The sequence below is a fragment of the Streptomyces corchorusii genome, from assembly GCF_001514055.1.
Classification (GTDB): domain Bacteria; phylum Actinomycetota; class Actinomycetes; order Streptomycetales; family Streptomycetaceae; genus Streptomyces; species Streptomyces olivaceoviridis.
Window position 1 is genome coordinate 543,396 of record NZ_KQ948351.1, and the last position, 19,218, is coordinate 562,613.

General features: G+C 72.5%; 17 protein-coding genes. 6 read left to right on the forward strand and 11 right to left on the reverse strand.

The window, feature by feature from the left end; genetic code table 11:
- Positions 1–4: 4 nt before the first annotated feature.
- From AQJ11_RS02350 to AQJ11_RS02390, 9 genes are all read right to left on the reverse strand, one after another.
- Entirely contained in the window at positions 5–943 is a 939-nt protein-coding gene (locus tag AQJ11_RS02350; RefSeq protein WP_059261631.1) for a dihydrodipicolinate synthase family protein, read from the reverse strand.
- The gene (locus tag AQJ11_RS02355; RefSeq protein ID WP_059261632.1) at positions 944–1,948 is read right to left on the reverse strand and encodes an oligopeptide/dipeptide ABC transporter ATP-binding protein; all 1,005 of its coding nucleotides are present in this window, start codon (positions 1,946–1,948) and stop codon (positions 944–946) included.
- Entirely contained in the window at positions 1,945–3,942 is a 1,998-nt protein-coding gene (locus tag AQJ11_RS02360) for a dipeptide/oligopeptide/nickel ABC transporter permease/ATP-binding protein (RefSeq protein WP_059261633.1), read from the reverse strand. Before AQJ11_RS02360 ends, AQJ11_RS02355 begins: the two co-directional genes overlap by 4 nt.
- Entirely contained in the window at positions 3,942–4,898 is a 957-nt protein-coding gene (locus AQJ11_RS02365) for an ABC transporter permease (protein ID WP_059261634.1), read from the reverse strand. Before AQJ11_RS02365 ends, AQJ11_RS02360 begins: the two co-directional genes overlap by 1 nt.
- A gap of 4 nt (positions 4,899–4,902) precedes the next feature.
- On the reverse strand, positions 4,903–6,540 hold the full coding sequence (locus tag AQJ11_RS02370) for an ABC transporter substrate-binding protein (RefSeq protein WP_059261635.1): 1,638 nt from the start codon (positions 6,538–6,540) through the stop codon (positions 4,903–4,905).
- Between the two features lie 244 nt (positions 6,541–6,784).
- Positions 6,785–7,939: an LLM class flavin-dependent oxidoreductase gene (locus AQJ11_RS02375; RefSeq protein WP_059261636.1), complete on the reverse strand. Its 1,155-nt coding sequence runs from the start codon at positions 7,937–7,939 to the stop codon at positions 6,785–6,787.
- A gap of 120 nt (positions 7,940–8,059) precedes the next feature.
- Positions 8,060–8,659 (reverse strand): AAA family ATPase, encoded by a 600-nt coding sequence (locus AQJ11_RS02380; protein WP_059261637.1) that lies wholly within the window; start codon positions 8,657–8,659, stop codon positions 8,060–8,062.
- A gap of 91 nt (positions 8,660–8,750) precedes the next feature.
- The gene (locus AQJ11_RS02385; protein WP_059261638.1) at positions 8,751–9,455 is read right to left on the reverse strand and encodes an AAA family ATPase; all 705 of its coding nucleotides are present in this window, start codon (positions 9,453–9,455) and stop codon (positions 8,751–8,753) included.
- 248 nt (positions 9,456–9,703) lie between these two features.
- The gene (locus AQJ11_RS02390; protein ID WP_059261639.1) at positions 9,704–10,717 is read right to left on the reverse strand and encodes a ScbA/BarX family gamma-butyrolactone biosynthesis protein; all 1,014 of its coding nucleotides are present in this window, start codon (positions 10,715–10,717) and stop codon (positions 9,704–9,706) included.
- Between the two features lie 131 nt (positions 10,718–10,848).
- Between AQJ11_RS02390 and AQJ11_RS02395 the strand changes: the two genes are divergently transcribed.
- From AQJ11_RS02395 to AQJ11_RS02405, 3 genes are all read left to right on the forward strand, one after another.
- Positions 10,849–11,490 (forward strand): ScbR family autoregulator-binding transcription factor, encoded by a 642-nt coding sequence (locus AQJ11_RS02395; RefSeq protein WP_244218073.1) that lies wholly within the window; start codon positions 10,849–10,851, stop codon positions 11,488–11,490.
- Entirely contained in the window at positions 11,487–12,407 is a 921-nt protein-coding gene (locus AQJ11_RS02400; RefSeq protein ID WP_059261641.1) for an NAD(P)H-binding protein, read from the forward strand. Before AQJ11_RS02395 ends, AQJ11_RS02400 begins: the two co-directional genes overlap by 4 nt.
- A 75-nt stretch (positions 12,408–12,482) precedes the next feature.
- Positions 12,483–13,235, forward strand: coding sequence for an SDR family NAD(P)-dependent oxidoreductase (locus AQJ11_RS02405; protein WP_014672605.1), 753 nt, complete (start codon positions 12,483–12,485; stop codon positions 13,233–13,235).
- Positions 13,236–13,959: 724 nt separating this feature from the next.
- On the opposite strand, the gene AQJ11_RS02410 is transcribed toward AQJ11_RS02405, so the two are convergent.
- Positions 13,960–14,589: a TetR/AcrR family transcriptional regulator gene (locus tag AQJ11_RS02410; RefSeq protein ID WP_014672604.1), complete on the reverse strand. Its 630-nt coding sequence runs from the start codon at positions 14,587–14,589 to the stop codon at positions 13,960–13,962.
- 291 nt (positions 14,590–14,880) lie between these two features.
- On the opposite strand from AQJ11_RS02410, the gene AQJ11_RS02415 reads away from it, so the two are divergent.
- Positions 14,881–15,849: a helix-turn-helix domain-containing protein gene (locus AQJ11_RS02415; RefSeq protein WP_244218074.1), complete on the forward strand. Its 969-nt coding sequence runs from the start codon at positions 14,881–14,883 to the stop codon at positions 15,847–15,849.
- Between the two features lie 58 nt (positions 15,850–15,907).
- On the opposite strand, the gene AQJ11_RS02420 is transcribed toward AQJ11_RS02415, so the two are convergent.
- Complete coding sequence (locus AQJ11_RS02420) at positions 15,908–16,330, reverse strand: MarR family winged helix-turn-helix transcriptional regulator (RefSeq protein WP_059261643.1); 423 nt, start codon at positions 16,328–16,330, stop codon at positions 15,908–15,910.
- A 245-nt stretch (positions 16,331–16,575) separates the two neighbouring features.
- Between AQJ11_RS02420 and AQJ11_RS02425 the strand changes: the two genes are divergently transcribed.
- Positions 16,576–18,021: an MFS transporter gene (locus AQJ11_RS02425; protein WP_014672601.1), complete on the forward strand. Its 1,446-nt coding sequence runs from the start codon at positions 16,576–16,578 to the stop codon at positions 18,019–18,021.
- A gap of 78 nt (positions 18,022–18,099) precedes the next feature.
- Entirely contained in the window at positions 18,100–18,954 is an 855-nt protein-coding gene (locus AQJ11_RS02430) for an MBL fold metallo-hydrolase (protein WP_059261644.1), read from the forward strand.
- Positions 18,955–19,218 lie beyond the last annotated feature (264 nt).

Below are 19,218 nucleotides of genomic sequence, written 5' to 3' on the forward strand. Positions count from 1 at the left end.
GGGTCTAGCGGTCGAGGCCGAGCAAGCCCGCCGCCGCCAGCAGCTTGCCGATCTGTTCGACCTCCGCGCCGGACAGCGGCACCTGCGGCTCCGCGGTCGCCGGACAGTCGATGATCCCGCGCAGGTGCAGCGCCGCCTTGAACGCGCCCAGCGCCGCCGAGCTGCCGCCCATCCGCGCGGGGTCCCCGACCGCGGTGATCCCGAACAGCGCGCACAGCCGCTCCTGTTCGGTGCGCGCCCCCTCCGCGTCGCCCGCCCGGCACTGGCGGTAGAGGCGCACATAGCCGTGCGGGTCGACATTGGCCAGGCCCGGCACGGCCCCGTCGGCGCCCAGCGCCAGCGCGGCGTCCGCGATCAGCTCCGAGCCGGTCAGCACGCTGAACCCGGGGTGGGCGCGGGCGCCGGCGACCACCTCCCGGAAGGCCGCCAGGTCCCCGCTGGAGTCCTTGACCCCGGCCAGGACGCCGTCCCCGGCGAGCCCCAGCAGCAGGTCGGCGGGGAGCTTGGTGTGCACGGCGACGGGGATGTCGTAGGCGATCACCGGGACCGGACTGGCGGCGGCGATCCGGCGGTAGTGGTGGACGATCTCGGACGGGTGGGTGCGGGCGTAGAAGGGCGCGGTGACGACGACGGCCCGCGCGCCCGCCGAGGCGACCGCCGCGACGTGCTCCAGGACGCGCGGGGTGGTCATGTCGATGGCCCCGGCGAGCACGGGCAGCTGACCGCCCAGGTGCGCGGTCACGGCCGCCACCACCCGCGCGCGCTGCGCGTCCGTCAGGAAGGCCGCCTCCGAGGTCGAGCCCAGCAGGAACAGTCCGTGCACCCCGGCCTCCACCAGGAAGTCCACCAGGCGCAGCAGTGAGGGCACGTCCACCTCGCGTTCCGGCGTCAGGGGCGTGCAGACGGGCGGGACGACACCGGTGAGCGGGGTCGGAAGGGTCATTCACGGCTCCTGGCGTGCTGGGTCACGGGTCGGTTGGTCCTCCTGGACAGGATGGTGGCACCGGTAGCGGTGTCCGGGCCGTGACGCGGCCGAGAAGTCCGGCATCGACGCGGCGCAGACCTCGTCGGCCTTCCAGCAGCGGGTGCGGAACGGGCAGCCGCTCGGCGGGCGGGTCGCCGAGGGGACCGGCCCGCCGAGCGGGATCGGGTCGACGGGGTCCAGCAGCCCCGGCGTGGCCGAGAACAGGGCGCGGGTGTACGGGTGCCGGGCCGCGTCGGTGACCCGGCCCGCCGGGGTCTCCTCCACGATCCGGCCGAGGTACATGGTGATCACCCGGTCGCTCATGCGCCGTACCGTCTGGATGTCGTGCGAGACGAACACCAGGGCGAGACCGAGGCGCTCCTTCAGGTCGAGCAGCAGGTTGAGGATCTGCGCGCGGATCGAGACGTCCAGGGCGCTGGTCGGCTCGTCGGCGACGACCAGGTCCGGGTCCAGGGCGAGCGCGCGGGCGATGGCGACGCGCTGCCGCTGCCCGCCGGAGAGCTGCCCGGGCAGGGCGTCGGCGAGCGGCCGGGGGAGGCCGACGAGGGCCATCAGCTCGCGCACCCTGTCCTCCCGTTCGGCCCGCGTGCCGCGCCGGTGGACGTCCAGCGGGTCGCGCAGGATCCGGCGGACCGTCAGCCGGCGGTTCAGCGCGGTCGACGGGTCCTGGAAGACCATGCCGGTGCCCGCGCCGACCAGGGTCCTGCGCTCGGCGGCCGGCATCGCCCACAGGTCCCGGCCCCGGAACGCCACCGTCCCGGACACCGGCCGCTCGATGCCCACCAGCACCTTCGCCAGCGTCGACTTCCCGCACCCCGACTCGCCGACCACCCCGACCGTCTCACCGGGCGCGACCGAGAGACCGGCGCCGGTCAGGGCGTACACCCGGTCGCGCCGGAACAAGCCGCCGCTGCGCGCCCGGTGGACGACGTGCGCGTCCCGCACCTCCACGACCGCGGTCACTGAAGGGCCTCCTCGCTCTGTGCCGACGCCAGTTCCACCGCCGGGTGGTGGCAGGCGGCCGTGTGGGCGGGGGTGCCCGCGAGGACCGGGACGGTGGTGTGGCACACCTCGGTGGCGAGCGGGCACCGGTCGGCGAACCGGCAGCCCGCCGGGAAGTCGGCCGGGGCGGGTACGACCCCCTTGATCTGGGTCATCCGCTCCTCGGCCGACTCCAGCGAGAGGACGCTGCCGAGCAGCCCGCGCGTGTAGTGGTGGGCCGGTGCCGCCACCACGTCGGCGGTCACCCCGGTCTCCACGATCTGCCCGCCGTACATCACCGCCACCCGGTCGGTGATGTCGGCGACCAGCGCCAGATCGTGCGAGACCAGGATCAGCGCGAAGCCCAGCTCGGCCCGCAGCCGGAGCAGCAGCTCCATGACCTGGGCCTGCACGGTGACGTCCAGGGCGGTGGTCGGCTCGTCGGCGACGATCAGCCGCGGGTCGCGGGAGAGGGCCATGGCGATGAGCACGCGCTGGCGCTGCCCGCCGGACAGCTCATGCGGATAGCTGCGCAGGGTGCGGTCGGGGTCCAGGCCGACCAGCTCCATGAGCTCGCGCGGACCGCGCCTGCCCCCGCGCCGGACGAGCTGCTTGAGCTGGGCCCGGACGGTCATGGCCGGGTTCAGGGAGGACAGGGCGTCCTGGTACACCATGGCCATCTCGTGGCCGAGGAGCCGCCGCCGCACCCGCGTCGGCTCGGCCAGCAGGTCCCGCTGCCCGAACCGGACCCGGCCACCGACCCGGGCGCCCTTGGGCTGGAGCCCCATGACGGTCAGCGCGGTCAGCGACTTCCCGCAGCCCGACTCGCCCACCAGCCCCAGCACTTCGCCGGGGTACACCGCGAAGCCGACCCCGGCCACGATGTCCACGCCCCGGTGCCGGTCCGGGAAGCCGATGGCGAGGCGCTCCACGGCGAGCACCGGCTGCCCGCTCCGGTCCGGCAGCGGCCGGGCCCGGGAACGCAGCCGCCGGGCGGCCTGGGTGAGACCGGGCAGCGGCAGCACCTCGCCGGTGCCGGGCTCCGGGGTCTCCGGCCGGTCCGCCGGGCGCGCCCCCTGCGCGGGAGCCTCCACCTCGCGGGGCGCGGGCGCCGCCCACGCGTCCGAGACGCCCTCGGAGAGGATGTTCAGCGCCAGCACGGTGAGCAGGATCAGCAGCCCGGGGAAGACGGTCGCCCACCAGCCGCCGGTCAGCACCATGTTCTTGCCGTCGGCGATGACACTGCCCCAGGACGGGTCCGGGGGCCGCACGCCCGCGCCGATGAAGGACAGCGACGCCTCGAAGACGATGGCCTCGGCGACCTGGACCGTGCAGAACACCAGCACCGGCGCGGCGCAGTTGACGGCCACGTGCCGCAGCACGATGTGCGGGGTGCGGGCGCCGATGACCCGCTCCGCGGTGACGTAGTCCTCGCCGTACTGGTCCAGCACGTTGGCCCGTACGACCCGCGCCACGGGCGGGGTGAACAGGAACGCGATGGCACAGATCAGCACGCCGATCCCGCCGCCGAACACGGCCACCAGCACGGCCGCGAGCGCGATGCCCGGGAACGCCATCACCACGTCCAGGCAGCGCATCAGCGTCTCGTCCACCGCCTTGCGGGAGGTGGCGGCCAGCGCCCCGACGAGGGCACCGACGGCGAGCGCGAGCGCGGTGGCGCCCAGCCCGATGGCGAGGGACCAGCGGGCGCCGTACATCAGCCGGCTGAGGACGTCCCGGCCGAGGCTGTCCTGCCCCAGCCAGTGCGCGGCCGACGGCGCCCCGGTCCCGCCGACCGGGTCCTGCTGGTCGAGCGGGTCGTGCGGGGCGAGGACGGGGGCGAGGACGGCGACGACGATGACGACGGCCAGGAAGCAGACGGCCGTCCTGGACAGCGGCGGCAGCCGGCGCCAGCCGCGCAGCCGGACGCCCCCGGGCCGGGAGAGCCGCTTGCCGAGGTTCGCGCGCGTGACCATCAGGCCGCCCTCAAGCGTGGGTTGACCAGCAGATACAGGATGTCGATGACGAGGTTGACGACGACGAACCCGGTGGCGGTGGTCAGCACGACCCCCTGCACGACGGCCGGATCACCGTTCTGCACGGCGTCGATCATCAGCTTCCCCATGCCGGGCAGCGAGAAGATCGTCTCGATGACGACGGCACCGCCGAGGAGGTAGCCGACCCGCAGCCCGAGCACGGTGAGGGGATTGACGAGCGCGTTGCGCAGCACGTTCCGGCCGACGACGACCCGGGGCGGCAGCCCGCTCCCGATCGCCGTCCGGACGTAGTCCTTGTCCAGCTCCTCCACCACGGAGGTCCGCACGATCCGGGTGAGCTGGGCGGCGACCGGCAGGGACAGCGCGAACGCGGGCAGGGCCATGGTCCTCAGCCAGCCGGTGAGGGAGTCGGCGGGGTTGACGTAGCCGCCGGTCGGGAACCAGCCCCGGTCCACGGCCAGGTACTGGATCATCAGCAGCGCCAGCCAGAAGCCGGGCGCGGCCACCCCGACCAGTGAGACCACCCGGATGACCTGGTCCGGCAGCCGGTCCCGGTACACCGCCGCCGTCACCCCGCCCGCCAGCGCCAGCACGACCGCGAGCGCGAGACCGAGGAAGGTCAGCTGGAGGGTGAGCGGCAGCGCGGTGGTGACCTGGTCGACCACGGGCGCGCGGGTGAGGGCGCTGGTGCCGAGGTCGCCGTGGAGCAGGTCGCCGACGAAGTGGACGTACCGCAGGGGCAGCGGGTCCAGCAGCCCGTTGCGCTCCCGGAAGTCGTGGAGCTGCCCGGGGGTCGGGTTGGCGCCCTGGAAGAACGCGGACGCCGGGTCGACGTGCGAGAACCGCATCACCAGGAACACGAAGAGCACGATGCCGAGGAGCAGGGGCACCAGCAGGGCGACCCGGCGCAGGAGGATCCGTACGACGGCCGTCATGCCGTCAGGTCCACTTGGCCTGGAGGACGTTGATGCCCGGGTACGGCTGGGCCCGTATCCCGCTGAGCTCGCGCGGGTCCCAGGCGGTCATCAGCTCGTTGTGGACGACCGGGTAGAGCACGGCCTGCTCGGCGACGACGTCGATGTAGTCCTGGATCATCGCCTTCTTCTTCGCGGGGTCCGGCTCGCGGGTCGCCCGGTCCATGTCCTTGAACAGCCGCTGGGCGACGGGGTGGCCGGCCCACCGCGTGTACCGCATCCACAGGTTCCCGGGCCCGTAGTTGTAGTGCATGATCAGGTCGGCGTCGCGCCCGAACTGGTTCGGGTTGGAGGCCGCCGCGACCACCTGGTAGTCCTGCTTCTGGTCCATCTTGGTGAAGACGGCCGTGGTCTCCTGCGGCGCCAGGGTGGTCCGCACGCCGATCGCGTCCCAGGAGGACTTGATGGTCGGCAGGCAGTCCACGATCCAGCTGACGTTGACGGCGAGGATCTCGACCTTGAGGTCGGTGACCCCGGCGGCCCTCAACAGGGCCTTGGCCTTGTCGGGGTCGTGGTCGTAGACGGTCCTGGCCCGGCGGTAGCCGGGATTGCCCTCGTTGAGGAACGAGGACGCGGGCCTGCCGTGGCCCTTCAGCGCGACCCGCACCATCTTCTCGGTGTCGATGGCGTAGTGCAGCGCCTGGCGGACGCGGACGTCGTCGAAGGGCTCGTGCCGGGTGTTGAACATCAGGAAGAGGTTGTTCATCCCGGCGCCGCCGGCGACCTTCAGCCCGCCCTGCTCCAGCCGGGGGATGTTGGCGTAGGGGATGTTGTCGGCGATCTGCGCGCCGGCGCCGGTCCCGGAGATCTTCGCGACGCGCGGTGCCGCGTCCACGATGGTCAGCCAGTTCATCTTCCGGAAGGCGGGCTTGCGGGGACCGTTGTAGGCGGCGAACGCCTCGAAGGTGGTGTTCGACTTCGGGTGGTGCGCGGTCTGCCGGTACGGCCCCGAGCCCACGGCCAGGCCCTTGATCGCGTCGTCCCAGGCGCCGGGCCGGGAGAAGACGTGCCGGGGCATGATCTTGGCGAGGGTGAGGCGGGAAAGGCCGTCCGGGAAGGGGAACTTGAGGACGAGTTCGACGGTCCGGGCGTCGACCTTCCGCACGGAGTCCAGCCAGGGGGCGAAGAACCCCTTGGCGAGGGTCTGGGTGTCCGGATCGAGTATCCGGTCGAAGACGAACACGACGTCGTCGGCGGTGACGGGCTTGCCGTCGTGGAAGGTGGCGCCGGAGCGGAGCGGGAACCGCCAGGTGGTGGCCGACGGGTCGGCGGGGATCGCGGTGGCCAGCGCCGGATACGGCTCCCGGGTGATCGGGTCCGTGTCCAGCAGCCCCTCGTAGATGTGGTTGTTGGCGGCCATCGCGAACGCCGACGCGGTCTGCGTCGGGTCCCAGCTGCCGTCGTTGCCGTATCCGATCACGGCGGTCAGCGTCCGGTCCTTGCCGCTGCCGCCGCCTCCGGTGTCGTTCGTCGACTCCGGACCGGCGGAACAGGCGGCCAGGGCGGGGGACAGGGCGGCGGTCGCGCCGAGCGCGCCCGAGTACTTCAGGAACTGCCGGCGCGGCGGTGCCGGTACGCCGGGGTTCACGTCGTCGTCGCGCACGGGTCCTCCAGCGGGTGAGGGGAGGGGTGGGAGTGAGGTACGACGTCCTACGTCCTACGTCCGGTCGGTAGCGCGACCATAGGAGGGCCCCCGGAGGCGGTCAAGACGGCACACACGAATGGCGGACGCGCCACAGGCCGCGGCCATGGGACCCCGCGACGGCGTGGGGACACGGCGCGGCGGACCGGCAGCGCCCGTCACGGGCGGCTGCCGGTCCGCGGTGGGTGGGGGAGCGGCTCGGTGGTCAGACCGTCTGGGCCTCCCGGGCCTCCCGGGCGCGGCGGGCCTCGGTGTGGGGGAAGACGTGGCGGTTGTCGATGCTCCACTGGATGGACTCGTCACCGCGTGCGGTGGAGCCCGAGAAGCGCGGGGCCACCTGCTCGGCCAGCAGCGCGTAGCTCTGCTTCGTCTTCTCGAAGGACGCCCAGTTCATGGCGTAGACGAGGAACCTGCCGAAGCCGCCGGTCTGCTCCTGGAGCCGCTCGATCGCGGCGACGGCGTCCTCGGGGGAGCCGACGATCGCCAGGCCCTGCTCGACCCCCGCCTCCAGCTCCTGCGAGGACTTGACGCCCTCCATGCCGGCGGCGACGTCGAAGCCGGCGGCCTTGCCCCAGTAGCCCCACAGCCACTCGGAGAAGCCCTGCCGCACGTCCTGGTAGGCCTGCTCGCGCGTCTCGGCGATGTACAGCGGCACGACGACCCGCCAGTCGGCCCGGTCCATCGTGTTGCCGTGCTCCTCGGCGGACTCCTCGGCGTAGCGCCACTGCTGGGCCAGGTCCACGGCCGGCAGTCCGGGCGGCGGGGCGCCCCAGGACACCAGGCTCAGGCCGAACTGCCCGGCCACCCTGGGGCTGTTGGGGGTGCCGATGCTGGAGATGGCCATCTCGATGCCCGGCTTGCTGTAGCGGGGAAGCTGCATCTTGGCGTCCTGGAGCACGAACCAGTCGGTCTTGGCGCTCACCCGCTCCTCGCCGTTGACCAGTTCCCGGACGACGGGGATCGCCTCGCTCGCCATGCGCTTGAGGTCGTCCTGCGCCACCCCGAACTGGTGCGAGTCGTTCGGGGTGGCGCCGGGGCCGACCCCGAGGATGTAACGGCCACGGGTGAGGTGGTCGAGCATCAGGGCACGGGTCGCGACGTTGTACGGGTGGTGGAAGGGCAGCGGCACGACGCCGTTGGCCAGCTTGATCTGCCGGGTCCGCTCGGCGGCGGCGGCGATGATCGTCTCGGGGGCGCCGATCGTCGGCCAGGCCAGGGAGTGGTGCTCGCCGAACCAGCACTCGTCGTAGTTCAGCTCGTCGAGGTGCTCGACGAGCTGGAGGTCACGCCGAATGGTCAGGTGGGGGTCCTGACCCGGGGCGTGGAGGGGGGAAAGGAACACTCCGATTCCGCTGTGCACGGTGCTCTCCTTGCCGTGAACGGGGGCAGCCAAGGGGGGATGGGGGGGGAATGGGGGCGTCGCCCGGAGGCGGACGGCGGTGGACGACGCCGGCGGTGGGCCTGCTGGCGCGCGGGTCCGCTACGCGGTCTGCGGCAGGCCGGCGATCTTGAGGACCTGCTCGATCCGCTCCTCAAGAGCCCCCGTGACGATGTGCAGCGGGACGTCGAGCGTCTTGACGATCTCCAGCATCAGTTCGTCGGACAGGGTGCGGAAGCGCTCGCTGATCGGGTCGACGCCCTCCGGCAGCGGGAACTCCACCGGGCAGTGGATGACGACGTCGTAGTTCGCCGTGGCGTGCTCCTTGCCCAGCAGGGCGAGCTGGTCCACGACCTCCTCGTAGGGGCTGGTCGAGGCGTGCACGTCGGCGAGGGTGACCGACGGCTCGGGGTAACGGCCCACGGCGAGCCGCACCTTGCTGTACACCCACTCGTGCAGCGCCGAGCCGTCCGAGAGGAAACCGTCCTGGAGCCGGGCCTCGTCCACGGCGCGCTCCGTGAAGCGGCGCACCGCGAGCTGGATCAGCTCGGGCTCGTTGGTCTCCTCCAGCGCCTTGGGGGTGCCGCCGGCCGGGTCCCGCATGGCGCTGCCGTGGACCCGCTCCAGACCGAGCCGCTCGGACAGTTCGGTGGTGAGGGTCGTCTTGCCGTTTCCGTAGGCGCCGACGAATGCGATTCTCACGTGGTCTCTCTCCTTCTTCTGCGATGCGCTCTGCGACGCGTTCTTCGCATGCGCTCTGCGATGCGTTCTTCGATGCGCTCTGCGGTCCGGCTTACGCGGCGACGTCGGCCAGCCGCTCCAGCTCGTTGCGGGTGTCGATCTTGGAGTACTCGTCCTCGGCCCGGTCGATGGCCTCTTCGATGCTCATGGCGGGCGTGAACCCGAAGATGTCGACGATCTTGGCCAGCCGCTCCGGAATGGTCCCGCCGACCACGTGCACCGGGATTTCCAGTTCCTCCAGCGTCTTCAGCAGGAGTTCCTCCGCGAGCTGCCGGAAGCGCTCGTTCACCGGACGGTGGCCGTCCTCGACGATGGGGAATTCGATGGGCAGGTGCACGAATGCGTCGTACGACTGCTTGGTGTGCTGCTTCGCCGGAATGGCGATCTGCTTCATCACCTCGGCGTAGAACCGGACCTCGTCGGTCATCTCGACGTTGTCCAGGTCCACGGACTCGTTCGGGTTGATGCCGACCTTGACGCGCACGGTCGCGTAGGACCACTCGTGCAGGGCGGACCCGTCCGAGATGAATCCGTTCGGCAGGTGACTCTCGGCGACCGCCCGGCCCTGGATCCGCCGGGTGATCAGCATGATCAGCTCGGCGCCGTTGCACTCCTCCAGGGTCTTGCCGGGGAGCGAGATCGGGAGCAGCTCACGCATGGTGGGGGCCGAGGTGCGCGGAATGCCCGTGAGGTGCGCGAGCGCCATGCTGGTGAGCGTCTTGCCGACGGAATAGGTACCGGAAATGGACAGATTCATCTCTGTCTCCTCGTGGGAATTCGGGTCGGGCTGAGCGGGACAGAAGAATCATGGCAACAGCCGCCGGAATGACCCAGACTCCAAATTCAACAGCGTCGGCGGGCCCATCACCACAAACACGATTGCTGTCACCAACAAGCAGCCGGGCCGGCCTGTGGCGCGGAGCGGAGCCGCGGGAAAACGGGGAAGCCGCGGTGGCGTGGAGCCACCGCGGCTTCCCGGGTGCGGGGTGTGCGCTGTGCCGGGGTTCAGCCGGCGGCCGTCCCGGCCCGCCGGGCGCGGGGGAGCGGGGCCGGGTCCGGGACGATGCCGGTGATCAGGGTGGTGAAGGCGGTCTGCCCGTCCTGGACGCCGCTGATCCTCCGGCGCTGCCGGCCTGGTTCGTCCGTCCCGGTGTCCTCCGTGACGATGGCGCACGGCAGGTCGAACTCGACGTAGCGGTGGAAGACGGTGTCGAGTTCCACCGGGACGACCGGCCGCGGGGCCGCGTCGGCGTGGGCGGCCTGGATCACCGCCTCCAGCAGGACCATGCCGGGTATGTGGTCGTGGGGGTGGTCGAAGAGGACGCGGTGGCCGGTGTCGCTCCGCAGGGCCCACCGGCGCGGGGTGCCGCCCGGACCGGCGGCGGTGTCCGGACCGGCGGACGTCTCCGGGGCGAGCGTAACGTCGTGGGCGTCGGTGCGGCCCACCAGCGCGGGTTCGACGGCGGGCCCGGGCGGCAGGGCGCGGGCGAAGGCCGCCTGGGCGTCGGCGCGAGCGCCGCGCAGTCGGTCGTAGAGGGCCGGCGGATAGGCGGTGTAGCCGATCTGGACGGTGCCGAGCGGCAGTCCGTTCCGGGTGGCCTGCACCCGGGCGGTGAGCCGGCACACGCCCGACTTGCGCCGCACGACGTCGTCGTGGGTGATCGTCAGCTGGACGACGGACGGGTCCGGGCCGGTGGCCAGGGCCTCGGGCGAGGCCGTGCAGGTCAGTCTCTCCCAGCCCATGCGGTAGCCGCGGGGCACGCCGAGTCCGAGATGGCTCGCCACGGACAGGGCCTGGCGGACGCTCTCGATGAAGAACAGCAGACCGTGCCGCTGCGGGCTGGTGGTGTAGAAGGGGTGGTGCGCGGGCCATTCGACGGTCACCGCGTGGGTGCGATCGGTCACCGGATGCCAGTCGGTGACCAGCACTTCGGTGAGGTCGACCTTGCCTGCGTACTGCTTGACGTCGGTGGCAGAGGAGCGGGATGAGACGCTTCTCTGCCTGGTGGGCGTAGCCATCAAAGTCCCCCGAACAAGGTGTTGGCGCGAGGATGCGCAAAGGTGGGTGACAGCGTGGTGCCGGCCGGAGCCACGTCGTAAGATAGAGATAGTTCTTTTTTTTGTCGAGGGTGACTTCGGAGGGCTGGTCGATGGCTGAACTCACGGGTAAACGGGAGGTCAAGCAGGAGCGTGCGGTGCGCACCCGCGCGCTCGTCGCGCGCGCCGCCGCCGAGGTGTTCGCGGAGTGCGGGTTCGCCGGCGCGAGCGTCACCAAGATCACGCAGCGGGCCGGCCTGACGCTCGGGGCGATGTACTTCCACTTCGAGAACAAGGAGGCCCTGGCCCGGGAGATCGTGCGCAGCCAGCCGGACCGCGTGACGCCGCCGCACGAGTCCCGCGGCCTCCAGCACGCCATCGATATCACCTTGACATGGGCGCACCAACTGCTTGACGATCCCTTCCTGCTGGCCGGCGCTCGCCTCGTCATGGAGCAGGACCTGTTCATCGGTCCGGAGGAGAACTCGCACCAGCAGTGGACCGAGGTGATGGCGCAGGACCTGGCCCTCGCCCAGAAGGAGCGTGAAGTTCGCGCCAACGTCGACGTGAACGCGGTGGCACGCCTGGTCGTCAACGCGTGTACCGGCGCACAGATGCATGCCCACCTGGAGAGCGGTCGCCGCGACCTGCCCCAGCGAGTGACGGAGATGTGGAACGTGCTGCTGCCCACCATCGCCACCCCCAGCGCGCTGAACCGCATGCGACTCGACGAGTCGCGCGGGAAGAGCGCGTGACGGCGCCGGGTGCGCCCGCCCCGGCGCGCACCGGCGGACCCGCCACCGGGACCGCCGGCCCGGGGATCGTGGTCACCGGTGCCACCGGAGCCGTCGGACGTCATGTGGCGCGGCTCCTCGCGCAGCGCGCGGGGGCACGGCACAGCCTGTTCGTACGCGACCCGGGCAAGGCCGCGGCGCTCGGGCTGCCCGGCCCGGCCGTCCGGGGCGACTACACGGACCCGGAGTCGCTGCGCCGCGCGCTCGACGGCGCCGACGCCGTCTTCGTGGTCACGGCGAACCCGCTGCGCCCGCAGGACGACGAGCGCGTCCTGGCCGCCGCCCGCGCCGGCGGGGTGCGGCACGCCGTGAAGCTCTCCTGGTGCGGTGTCGCCGACCCGGGCGCCGACGACCTGGTCGCCCGCTGGAACCGGCGGAGCGAGGAACTGCTGCGCGACAGCGGGCTGTCCTGGACCGTACTGCGCATCCGCACGCCGATGTCGAACGCGCTCGCCTGGGCGCCGTCCATCCGTGACCGGGGCGTCGTACGGGCCTTCGGCGGGGCGGCGCGCACGGCCTGTGTCGACCCGAGGGACGTCGCCGCGGCGGCGGTGGCCGCGCTGACGGACCCTCGGCACGCCGGCCGCACCTACGCGCTGGCGGGCCCGGAGGCGCTCTCGCCGCGCGAGCAGACCGGTGTCCTCGCCGAAGTCCTCGGCAGGCCACTGGTGTTCGAGGAGGTCGCGGAGGAGGAGGCCCGCGCCGGCTGGAGCCGCCGCTACGGCGAGCGGATCGCCGAGGCGCTGGTGTCCGGCGCACGGCGGCGGGCCGGGGGAGCGGCCGCCGCGTGCGACGACGGCACGCTGGCGCGGCTGCTCGGCCGGCGACCGCGGACCTTCGGGGAATGGGCCACCGATCACGTCCGGGAGTTCGTCTGACCTGGGCATGACAGGGAGGGGCCGGTTCGGCGGGGACCGAACCGGTTGTCCGGAAACAACGGGGAGGGGAACAACGTGTTCACGGGCAAGACGGTCATGATCACGGGGGCGTCCAGCGGCATCGGCGCCGCGACGGCCCGCCATCTCGCGGCGCAGGGGGCGGCGGTCGTCCTCATGGCGCGGCGCGAGGAGAAGCTGGAGAAGCTGGCGGCGGAGATCGGCGCGGAGGGGGGCCGGGCGCTGCCGTGCCCGGGGGACGTCACATCGGCGGAGGACGTGCGCCGCGTCGTCGACACCGCCGTCTCCTCGTTCGGTTCCCTGGACGCGGCGTTCAACAACGCCGGCTGGGGGACGGCGGGCGTGCGGCTGCACGAGCTGACCGACGACGTCTACGACCAGATCATGGACGTCAACGTGCGCGGCGGGTGGAACTGCATGCGCTACCAGATCCCGGCGATGCTGGCCCACCAGGGCGGCACCATCCTCAACACCTCCAGCACGGCCGGGCAGTTCGCCACCGGGGCCGCGGCCCCGTACGTCGCCGCCAAGCACGCGCTGATCGGTCTGACGAGGGCGGCGGCGGCCGAGTACGGCGACCAGGGCATCCGGATCAACGCCCTGGTCGTCGGCACCACGCGGACGGAACTGATGGAGGCGGTGATCGAGCGGCACCCCGAGGTGGAGACCCAGGGCGTCTCCCGGGCCATCCAGCGGCGCATGGCCGACCCCCTGGAGATCGCCCGAGCCGCCGCCTGGCTCCTGAGCGAACAGTCGTCCTTCGTCACCGGCGCGGCCGTCCCGGTGGACGGGGGGTGCAGCGCGGTCTGACGGTCCCGGCCCCGACCCGCCCACGGGTGGCCGGCAACGCGCTTGCAGCGAGCGCCGGTTGACGGACGGACCGCCGCGCGCGGGGCGCCGTCCGGCGGTGGGCGGGTGGCCGGGGTGCGGGTGCCGGGTGATGGCTGCGGTGGGCAGGGTCCGTGGCGGCGCTGTCCGGCGGCGGTCGCGGTGTGCGGGTGGCCGGGGTGCGGGTAGCGGGTGTTGGTTGCGGCGGGCCGGGTCCGTGGCGGACTCCGCGCGCGGCGGGCTGGTCGGCGACGACCGGACGACCCCGTCGCCCCGCCCACGAGGCGCCGTCCCGGACCCCCGGCCCACCGCCGCCCCCAGCCCGCGCCGGTCCCCGGGCACGGCGGCTGACGGGGTTGGTGGGTGGGCGTGGCGTTGTTGGTCGTCACCGGAGGCGGCCAACCGGGTCGGTGGGTGGCCGTGGTGTTGTCGGTCGACAGCGGCGGCGTTGACCGGGTTGGTGGGTGGGCGTGGCGTTGTTGGTCGTCACCGGAGGCGGCCAACCGGGTCGGTGGGTGGCCGTGGTGCCGTCGGCCGACACCGGCGCGCTGACCGGATCGGTTGGTGGCCGCGGCGTTGTCGGTCGACACCGGAGGCGGCCGACCGGGGCGGTGGGTGAGCGCGGCGTCGCCCGTCGGCAGCGGCGCGCCGGCCGAATCGGCGGGTCGCCGGGGCGGCACCCTGTCCCGGGCGCACGCCGGGTCGTTCAGCCCGCCGCGTCCTCCGCCTGTGCCGGGTCCACCGCGGTGCCGATCAGGCCGGTCAGCAGGACGGCCCAGACCGCGTTCAGCTGGGACAGGTGGGAGGCGCAGTCCTCGGTGGGCTGGGGGGAGTCCAGTACGCCCAGGACCAGGTACCGCAGGAGCAGCGCCACGATCTCGGGGTCGACGCCGGTGCGCAGCTCCTTCTCCCGGCTCGCCTGGTCCAGCAGGCCGCGTACGTCGGGCAGCCAGGAGTCGGTCCAGTCCGCGGGCCCGGGCACCCGTTCCCGGGTCAGCCGGCCGGCGGCCCGCACGGTCGGCTCCTCGCACAGCAGGGCCGCCACGGCGTGCGCGATGCGGATGACCCGTTGGAGGAGGGGGTAGTCGCGCTCTTCCGCGGGCTCCGCGCCGGTGCGGGCCACCGCCTCGCGGGTGATCTCGGACCCTTGGGCGTGCACGGCTTCCGCCAGGGCGGGCTTGGTGGGGAAGTGGAAGGTCAGGGCGCCCATGGTGACGCCCGCGGACCTGCTGACGCGTTGGAGCGACGTACCGCTGTACCCCTGGAGGGAGAACTCCCTGGCGGCAGCCTCCAGCAGACGCCCTCGCGTCCGCTCGGCCCGCTCCTGACTGACCATACTCCCTGGCCTCCGCACGTTCGGTGGGCTGTTCCCGCGGCTGCGGAGACCCGCACGCCCGTCGAACAATGATAGCGCTCGTTATCTTTATGCGTGGTACGTCCGCCCGCAACCCCCAGGTCGGCAAGGTGGCGCGAACCGATCCGGTCCGACTCCCCTGACCGATGGTCAAGGATGCGCAAAAATAAAAAATATTACTCTCTTCATGCCTCCAGAAAAATAACGGTCCCTATTATGTTGTGAGCGCACCGAGACGGGGGGCGCGAACGTTGTACACGGAGGAGGGGCACCATGATGACTGGTACTGGATCTCCGGCATCCGGCGTCGCGTTGTCAGTGATCCGCCGCAAGCGCCGGGAGGCGGTGCCCGCCCCGCGGCGGGACGCCGTCCAGGCGCCGGCGGCGGCCAAGCCGGCCGACCTGAGGTTCGCCGAACTCGGCAGCTTCCTGGCGGCCCGGCGTGCGGAGGTCACTCCGGAGCAGGTCGGACTGCCGGGCGGCGGATCCCGCCGGCTGAGCGGTCTGCGCCGCGAGGAGGTGGCCATGCTGGCGGGTATCGGGGCGTCCTGGTACGCGTGGATCGAGCAGGGGAGGGCCAAGAACGTCTCCCCGGAGATCCTCGCGGCCATCGCCGGTGTCCTGCGGCTGGACGAGGCGCAGTGCCTGTACGTGATGCGGCTGGCCGGCTACACCGCGCCGCGCCGCCCCCGGGCCGGCGTGGAGGACGACGATCTGCTCGGCGCCGAGATCGTCGACGGCTTCCTGCCCGGCCCGGCGTACTTCCTCGACCGCTACTGGGACATCACGGCCGCCAACACCGCCGCCGAGCGTCTGCTGGGCGTCGAAGGAGGGCAGGCGAACTACCTGGAGATGCTCTTCCTCGACCAGGGCGCCCGGAGCCGGTTCCCCCTGTGGGAGCGGGACGCGGCCGACGCGGTGGCCCGGTTCCGCACGCAGAGCGGTGAGTTCCTGGGCGATCCCCGGCTCGCCTCGCTCGTGGGCCGCCTGCGCGAACGCAGCCCGTTCTTCGCCGACCTGTGGGACCAGCACCGCATCAGCGACGGCTCGGGCATCACCCAGGTGGTGCGCCATCCGGGGCTGGGGCAGGTGTCCCTGGACCAGGTCTGTCTCGACCTGTCCTGCCGTCCCGGTCGTCAGCTGATCCTGCTCCGGCCGCACTCGGGCGGTGACGCCGAACGGATCGGCAACTGGATCCGGGAGGTGTCGCCGGCCTACACCGTCTCCACGGTGCCTGCCTGACCGGCCGCCCGAGCGGCTGTCGCCCAACGGCGCCCGCCCGGCACCGGTGCGGGGTCGCTCAGTCGGCCGCCCGGGCCAGCAGGTCGCGCAGGGTCGTCTGCTCCTCGTCGGTGAGCCGCCCGATCGGCGAGTCGACCCGGAGCTGCCTGACGACCTTCTTGCGCAGCGCGGCCCCCTCGGGCGTCAGGTGCAGCAGCTTGGCGCGCCGGTCGGTCGGGTGCGGCCGGCGTTCCAGCAGGCCCATGGCCTCCAGCCGGTCCGCGACGAACGTCGCGTTCGACGCCTCGCAGTGCATCCGCCGGGCCAGCTCGCGCAAGGTCCGCGGCTCGGGCAGCTCGCGCAGCGCGACCGCCTGCGCCGAGGTGAGGCCGAACCGGTCGGAGACCTGCCGGGTGTGCCGTTCGATCGCCTGTGACAGGGCGTTGACCAGGCTGCACACGTCGCCGTCTGCGAGCCGGCCGGGTGTGTTCGAGTGCGCCATGGCGCCATCGTACCCGGCGGCTTCGCACACCCGGCCGGTCAGATCGTGCGAGTTGAAAACATTCGAACTCGATCTTCCCTTGCGGAAGTTACCCACCAAGCCCTAGCTTCGGACTCAGATAGTTCGAGCTAGTAGTATCCGAGCTGGAAGTATCGCTGGCTCGGTGGCCCGCCGGACGGATGTGCCGTCCGGTCCGGCCCGTCCCTTCCCTGCCTTCCGCTCTATTCAGAGAGGTACACAGAGCCATGACTTCGTCTGGTTCCGCGCGTCACAAAGGGCTCATCCTGGCGGCCCTGGCGCTGGCCCAGCTGATCATCGCCCTGGACTACAGCATCGTGTTCGTCGCCCTTCCGGACATCGGTTCCGGCGTGGGCTTCTCGGACCAGCAGCTCCAGTGGGTGATCGGCGCGTACGCCGTCGCGTTCGGCGGCTTCCTGCTGCTCGGCGGTCGCATGTCCGACCTGCTCGGCCGGCGCCGGATGTTCCTGACCGGCCTGGCGCTCTACGCGCTCGCCTCCGTGCTCGGCGGACTGGCCTCGGACCCCTGGGTCCTGGTCGCCGCGCGAGCGGTGCAGGGCGTCGGCGGCGCCTTCCTCGCGCCGGCCACCCTGTCCCTGCTCACCAGCAACTTCGAGGAGGGGCCCGAGCGCAACCGCGCCCTGGGCGTGTGGGGCGCCACCGGCAGCAGCGGCATGGTGGTCGGCTCGCTGCTGGGCGGTGTGCTGACGCAGGCGTTCGGCTGGGCCGCGGTGTTCTTCGTCAACGTCCCCCTCGCCCTGGGTGTCGCCCTGCTCGGACTCCGGGCGATCCCCGCCGACCGGCCGACCGAGCGCCGTCAGGGCTTCGACCTGCCCGGCGGCATCACCGTCACCGGCGGCGCCCTGCTGCTGGTCTTCGGTCTGGTGCAGGGGCCGGAGATCGGCTGGGCCGCGCCCGTCACCCTGGTCAGCTTCGTCGCCGCGGCGGCGCTGATCGTCGGCTTCGTCGTCATCGAGTCGCGCACCGCCGACCCGCTGGTGCCGCTGCGGGTGTTCTCCTTCCGCAGCCTGCGCCTCGGCTCCATGATCACGTTCGCGTTCATGGCGACCTTCGGGGCGAGCGCCTACTTCATCACGCTGGCGCTCCAGACCGTGCGCGGCTGGAGCGCCCTGGCCACCGGTCTGGCCTTCATCCTGCCGTGCGCCTGCATCCTGGTCGGCACCGTGATCGGCGGCCGGATGTCCACCGCGATCGGCGTGCGCAGCACCCTGGTCATCGGCCTGCTCGTCGGCGCCGTCGGCACGGCCGTGTTCGCCGCCTTCCTCGGCAACGGCTCGACGTACGCGCAGATGGTCCCCGGCATCGTGATCTTCAGCATCGCGCAGGGCGTCATCTGGACCGCCATGTTCTCCGCGGCGACCACGGGTGTCGAGGAGAAGCTCCAGGGCCTGGCGTCCGGCCTGGCCACCAGCGGCCAGCAGGTCGGTGCCGCCGTGGGCCTGGCCGTGCTGGTCGCCGTCTCCAACGCGGTCAGCGGCTCCGACCCGGCCCCGGCCGAGCTGTCCGACGGGCTCCAGGCGGCCACCTTCACCTCGGCCGTGCTGATCCTGCTCACCGTCGGCCTGGCGCTGGCCCTGCCGAAGCCGGCCGCGGCCGTCAAGGAGACGCCGGTACCGGCCGAGACCCCCGTCAGGGCCAACGAGGCGGTCTGACGGTCCGCCCGGGGAGGCCGGACACCGGTTCCGGCCTCCCCGGGCGGCCCCGACGACGTCACCCACCGAAGGATCACCATGCCGCTCCCCACGGGGCACAACTCCTCACCCACCGCGCTGCGTTCGCTGCGCCTGGGCGACCACACCGTCACGGTCGTCCCCGACGGCGCGGTGCAACTGCACCCCCGGCGCTGGCTGCCCGACTCGACGGACCGCGACTGGACGGGCGACCACGCCGGTCTCCTGGACGACCAGGGCTACCTCGGGACGTCCGTGGCGAGCCTGCTCGTGGAGCACGACGGACGGGCCCTGCTCCTCGACGCCGGGTTCGGGCCGCACGACATCCCGGCCGAGGACACCATCGACACCATCGGCGCCCTCCACGGCGGACGGCTCCCCGACGCCCTCGCACGGGCCGGCCGCGACCCCGCCGACATCGAGGCCGTCGCGTTCACACACCTGCACGACGACCACATCGGCTGGGCGTTCCGGCCCGGCCCGGACCGTCCCTCCCCGTTCGCACGGGCCACACTGCTGGCCTCCGCGGACGAATGGGCCGACTGGCCGGCGCCCCCGAAGACCGCCGGTCTCCCGGTGACCCCGGGGCAGGAGATCTTCCCCGGCGTCACCGCATGGCCCGCCCCCGGACACACGCGCGGCCACACGGCGTACGTCATCACGGCCGGCGGACGGCGGGTGATCGCGTTCGGGGACGTCTTCCACAGCCCCGCCCAACTCGCCCGCCCCGACTGGCGGGTGTCGATGGACGCCCTGCCCGGGCAGGCGGTGCGCACGCGGCGGGAGATGCTGGCCGAGCTGACGCGCCCGGACACCCTGGCCTTCGCCAACCACTTCGCGCAGGGACAGCTCGGACGCGTCGTGCACGGCGGGGGCGGGACGCGCTGGGAGCCGCTGTCCGAAGAAACCGCATAACGCGTTCCGGCCCGAAAGGCGGGCCCGGCACCGGGGAATTCCCGTGCCGGGCCCGCCTTTTCCGTGTTCTGCCGGTGGTGAAGTGCCGCGGGGCGAACGTGTTGGTGCGGGCGGCAGCATCTTCGGTGATGGCGTCGGGGAAGCCGGTGACATTGAAGTCTGGGGCCGGGAGGCCGCCGGTGAAATGATTCCTGCCATGAGCCAGAACATCGCCCAGGGCGGTGCTCTTGGAACCGGCGGGCCCCTGGCCGACTCGCCCGGCAG